This is a genomic window from Intestinimonas sp. HCP28S3_D6 (assembly GCF_052065695.1).
In the GTDB taxonomy this organism is placed as follows: domain Bacteria; phylum Bacillota; class Clostridia; order Oscillospirales; family Oscillospiraceae; genus Intestinimonas.
Genome location: NZ_JBQHTM010000092.1, coordinates 1 through 5,580, shown reverse-complemented (window position 1 = coordinate 5,580; position 5,580 = coordinate 1). Strand labels below are relative to the sequence as shown.

Annotated in this window: 5 protein-coding genes; 4 read left to right on the top strand and 1 reads right to left on the bottom strand. The window is 42.1% G+C overall.

From position 1 onward, the window contains the following. The first annotated feature begins 82 nt into the window (after window positions 1-82). The 4 genes from ACTNBK_RS16590 (at window position 83) to ACTNBK_RS16575 (ending at window position 4,865) form a co-directional block, all read left to right on the top strand. Entirely contained in the window at window positions 83-322 is a 240-nt protein-coding gene (locus ACTNBK_RS16590) for a hypothetical protein (protein WP_441147756.1), read from the top strand. 1 nt (window position 323) lies between these two features. Beyond that, window positions 324-3,326 (top strand): type I restriction endonuclease subunit R, encoded by a 3,003-nt coding sequence (locus tag ACTNBK_RS16585; protein WP_441147754.1) that lies wholly within the window; start codon window positions 324-326, stop codon window positions 3,324-3,326. A gap of 143 nt (window positions 3,327-3,469) precedes the next feature. After that, the gene (locus ACTNBK_RS16580) at window positions 3,470-3,889 is read left to right on the top strand and encodes a Panacea domain-containing protein (RefSeq protein ID WP_320830719.1); all 420 of its coding nucleotides are present in this window, start codon (window positions 3,470-3,472) and stop codon (window positions 3,887-3,889) included. Window positions 3,890-3,902: 13 nt separating this feature from the next. After that, window positions 3,903-4,865: a hypothetical protein gene (locus ACTNBK_RS16575; RefSeq protein ID WP_441147752.1), complete on the top strand. Its 963-nt coding sequence runs from the start codon at window positions 3,903-3,905 to the stop codon at window positions 4,863-4,865. Between the two features lie 416 nt (window positions 4,866-5,281). Here the strand turns inward: ACTNBK_RS16575 and ACTNBK_RS16570 are convergent. Continuing rightward, window positions 5,282-5,580 (bottom strand): hypothetical protein (locus ACTNBK_RS16570; RefSeq protein ID WP_441147750.1); only part of this gene is annotated, 299 nt, incomplete at its 5' end.

The window sequence follows — 5,580 nt, the reverse complement described above, 5'->3', positions numbered from 1 at the left end:
TAGTGATTGCCCTCCCTTGGAAGAAGTTGTGTGCAAACTTCATTCTACCATGTGGGGAAAATCACTATGGATTTTTTCTTAGGTGTCCAACTTCATTTTACAATCGACCGTTATTTATTCTTATTCATTGAAAGATATTCTTCTACCGGTTATTCCAGCTGATGAGCAGGAGAAGATTTATGCCTATTTATCGAAGAAATGTATGGCAATTGACGGTATAATAGCAGAAAAGCAGAAGGCTCTTGCTACAATTACCCAGCACAAAAAATCCCTCATCTACGAATATGTAACAGGCAAAAAACGAGTAAAGGAGGTGCAGTGAGATGGCCATCAAAGCAGGGCAATTAAAGGAACGGGCAGATTATCAGGCATACATTCTGGAAATGCTGCGGAAGGAAAACGGCTATCAGGTCCGTCCCTCTACAGCTTACGATCCCGGCTACGGCATGGATGTGGAGCTGCTGTTCTCCTTTTTGCAAGCTACCCAGCCTGATGCATTGGCCCGACTGGAAAAACTCTATGGCGACAGGACCCGCCAGACCATCCTCAACTACATCAACAATGAGGTCAATAAGAAAAGCCGCAGCCTGCTGGATGTGCTGAAGCACGGTGTGGAGTTTGATAACGGGGTATCCCTGACCCTCATGTACCGCAAGCCCGCCACCACCTTCAACCAAAAAGCGGAGGCGCTGTATCAGCAGAATGTACTCTCGGTGATGGAGGAAGTCTGGCACAAAGAGGGTGAGCGCATTGACCTTGTAATCTTCCTCAACGGCATTGCCATTTTCACCTTTGAGCTGAAATGCAACACCAGCGGACAGAACTACGAGGATGCGATCCGTCAGTATAAGTTTGAGCGAGATTATAAGACCCGACTGCTGAAATTCAAGGCAGGCTGCCTGGCTCACTTTGCCATGGACTTGAACGAAGTCTATATGTGCACCAATCTGAAAGGAAAATCCTCCTTTTTCCTGCCGTTCAATAAGGGCTGTGGTATTGGTATTCACTCCGGCAAGGGCAACCCGCACAACGAAAACGGCATCAATGTTTCTTATATGTGGGAAGACATTCTCAAAAAAGACACAGTTCTGTATCTGATTGATAAAATCATTTTCCTGCAAAAGGAGACCAAGAAAGACCCGGATACCGGTAAGCGTGTGACTAAGGAAACGCTGATTTTCCCCCGGTATCACCAATTCAATGCCGTGCGCAAGCTGGTGGCAGATGTCGTAGAACACCACAGTGAGAAAAACTATCTCATTGAACACTCGGCAGGCAGCGGCAAAACCAATACCATTGCATGGCTGGCACACCGCCTCGCCTCTTTGCACGACAGGGAAAACAAAGTCATTTTTGATACGGTCTGCATTATCACTGACCGTATCGTGGTAGACCGTCAGCTTCAGAATGCCGTACTGTCACTGGAGCACAAGGCCGGTCTGATCAAGGTCATGGATGAAAAATGCACTTCCAAAGACCTGGCAGATGCCCTCAACGGCAACACCAAAATCATTGTAACTACAATCCACAAGTTCATGTACATTCAGGAACTGGTACAGGAGCTGAAAAGCAAGACTTTTGTCGTAATCATCGACGAGGCCCATTCCTCTACCGCCGGAACTGCCATGGAAGCGGTGACGTATGCTCTTTCAGAGAGCCGCAAACTGAGCGAGGCTACCCCTGTAGATGTGTCGGAAGAAGAAAAATCTATGGGCGATATTATCGAGGACGAAATTGCCCGTAGCGGAAAGCAGCCTAACGTTTCCATGATTGCCTTTACCGCAACACCGAAGCCGACCACTTTGCAGCTGTTCGGCTGTCTGAATGAAGAGGGAAAAAAGGTTGCCTTTGACCTGTATTCCATGAAGCAAGCAATTGAGGAAGGCTTCATTCTGGATGTACTGCAAAACTATGTGACTTATAAGACTTATTTTGAAATTAATAAGGCTATTGAGGACGACCCGGAACTGGAGACAATTGCCGCAAAGCGCAAGATTGCCAAGTATATTGAACTGCATGATACCAACATTGCTCAGAAAGTGGAGATCATTATTGAACACTTCAAAAACAGAATCATGCAGGAATTGGGTGGCAAAGCAAAAGCCATGGTCATTACGTCGTCACGGCAGGCAGCAGTCAAATACCGGAATGAGTTTGAGACCTATATTTCCAAGCATGGGTACACGGGTATTCGTGCACTGGTGGCGTTTTCAGGCAAGGTCTCTCTGGACGGCCACGAATACACCGAAGCGGTGATGAACGGCATTAAGGAAGAAGATTTGCCGGAAGTGTTTGACAGCAACAGCTATCAGGTGCTGTTGGTGGCGAATAAGTATCAAACCGGCTTTGACCAGCCAAAGCTATGCGCCATGTATGTGGACAAGCGGCTGCGGGGAGTCAATGCTGTGCAGACCCTTTCTCGCTTGAACCGTATTTGTGCGCCCTATGATAAGAAAACCTTTGTGCTGGATTTCAAAAATGAATATGAGGATATTCAAGCGTCCTTTGCCCCATTCTATACTGAGACAATTCTAAACGAGACGATCACCCCTTCGGATATCAGAACGGTGGAAGCTCAGGTGGATCAGTATAATTTCCTGGATATTGACGATATTGAGGAATTTAACGGATACCTGTATCAGGATAAACGAACCTCTAAAGAAAAGGCTCGGATGTGGGCTCTGCTGGATAAATCCCTGCAAATCATCAATCGCCACCCGGAACTGGAAAAGTTGGAAATTCGTGCAACTATCAAGCGTTTCTTGCGGTTTTACAGTTTCCTGATTCAGGCAACCTGCTTTGAAAGCGTGGATCTGCACAAGAAGTACAATTTCCTTTCATACCTGGTTAAGGAGATCGAAGTGGGCAGCGGTGGAAATGATTTTGACATTGCGGACAAAATCACTGCCTCTAATTTCCGTCAGAAAAAGACTGGGGAAAACACACACGAGATTGAATCCAAGCCGGAGGTTAGCTTGCCGACACCCAATGAGGTCTTTATGGATGAAGCCGTGAAAAAGAAGCTGTCCGAGATCATCGACGAGATCAATGCAGCGTATAACAAAAACTTCGATGTTGACGTAGCTTCTAAGTCTGCATTGCAAATGAGAGACATTCTGCTGAAGAATGGACATCTGAGGGACAGTGCACGGAATAACTCGCTGAAAGATTTCCGCTTTGCCTATTTTGACGCTGTACAGGATGCTCTGATTGCCGGGTATGAGCAAAACCAGGACTTCTTTGCCCTTCTGCTTGATAACGACGAAAAGAAGCGGGAACTGATGCAGGTGTTCCTGGAAGATGTGTATAGGAATTTGAGAACATAAAAAGCTTGACAGCTACATTCGAAATGTAAAACACGGTTGCGAGGTTGACAATATTTGATATAATAGAAAGTAAAGAAACGGTGCACACTGAATTGTACAATGACATATAATTTTGTAATCATAAGGGCAAGGAGGGAATTAGGATGTATTCGGCAATGCAAATAGCAAAATATACTATTAACAAATGTACAACCGAGGGGCATCCTATATCAAACTTACAATTGCAAAAAATTTTGTATTATATACAAAGAGAACTCTTGCAAAGTGGGATAGATGGATTTGAGGATGAAATTCAAGCATGGCAATTTGGCCCTGTAGTCCCTGAGGTTTATCGTCAATATTGTGGTTTTGGAGCAATTCCAATCCGAATGAAATATGATGTAGAAATCGGGCCAGAATATACGAACATTATTGATCCTATTATTGAACAGAAGCGCATATTGAATCCGTGGGACATGGTAACAGATACACACCAAGCTGGAAAAGCGTGGAGTTTAATCTATCGGGAAGGCTTAGGAAGTTACACAGTTATACCTAAAGATCTGATACGAACTGCGGGGTAAGGATATGTTCCCAGTGGATCAAGAAAAAAGAGAAAAACTAACAGACCTCTTATTCGAATTGTCCAAATCTCAAGAAATACTTGCAACACCAAAGGATAGAGCCGGTTACTTTAGAAAACTGGAAGAAATTTATTATAACTGTGATAAAGATAATTTCCGCCATTATTATTCAGATATATTTTCGACTCTATCTTTAATAAACGGAGATCCAACTATCGGAAGTTTGGATATATTAGCTCAAAATATTCAAACAATAAAAGATGGGTATACTCCTAAAAATAATGATGAAAATGGGCAATTAATTGATATTAGCAAAGAAATACTTAAATTATACGACCATACCAATCTTGATATTGCACGCATTAATTATACAACTACCATGGTTGGAGAAACCAAGTCGGAATTAGCAAAAACCAAAGTTCTTGTTGAAAAATTAGAGGCAAAAATCAAAGATGCGGAAGATCATTTGAAAAATGTTTCAGATCAGAATATAGAAGCAGTAACGGAAATGGCCAAAGACATTAAGAATAGTCAAAAAGATATGCAAAAGGACTATATCACTATTTTGGGTATTTTTGCCGCTATTATTTTGGCATTCACTGGTCAATTCGCTTTTTCTAGCTCTATTCTAGAGAATATAGGATCTTCTACAGCATACAGGCTGGTACTTATTGCTCTAATCATTGGATTGGTTTTTTTCAATCTCATTTGGGTCCTGATTGATTTTATTAGAGAAATTTGTGGAAAAGATATTAGTACGCAGCCCAAAAGGAAGTGGAACTGGTTTACAGTTATCAATATTATATTGGTACTTGGAATCATCATGACGTGCATTTCTTATAAATTTGACTGGTTTAAAAAAATTGAACCTAATGACGACACTAGTATTACTACTACTCAGACTGAATCAATAGAAATACAAGATACAGAACACATTTTGCCTTCTTCACCTGACAAATCTGAAATTGATCAATAAATCTTATATTGTATCTCTACATGAAACGGGCTAAGTTGCAATATAAAGCAAGGAGTTGGGGATTTTTTCTCCAACTCCTTGTGCTAATTCAATGATTGACTTCTAAATTTAAGATGTTCTAATTCACAACATCTTTTTAATGTGCAATTAGCGAACTTTCGAGAAGGATCTGTGCATAGGACAGTTGAACTTACAGGAAACCAATTTATCCATTTTGTTTTCTCCTTTGCTGTTTTGAAAAATTGAGGTGACTCCAAGAACAGCAACCAAGTTTTTTTCCTTACTGTTGTCCTGCGTCGCCCTGGGCAGCGATACGCAAGGCACACATAAGGAGCAAAAACTGCTTTTCGTGCGTCATGCACGAGGACGAAAATTAGAATCTGGTGTGCAGAAAAACCGCAGTATTAAGCCAAAAATCAAGTGGAAAGCGAAGGGATTACCGGATGTTTGGCAGGGACAGCACCAAGTCCTTGAAGTTCAGCAAGCGATAATCTACAGCTTAAAAATGCTAAAAAAGCCCGGAAATACGCTATTTTCCGGGCTTTTTCTATGCCTAAAATCACCTGATTCCGATGGTGAAATTTGAGGAAATTTGACTTCAAATTGATAATGTACAATAAATTGCGCAAATTGGAAAGAGCATAAAAGAAGACATAGCTTGCAGGCTCTGGTAGAATGAAGTCACGACACACCATTCTGAAAGGAGACAGCAAAC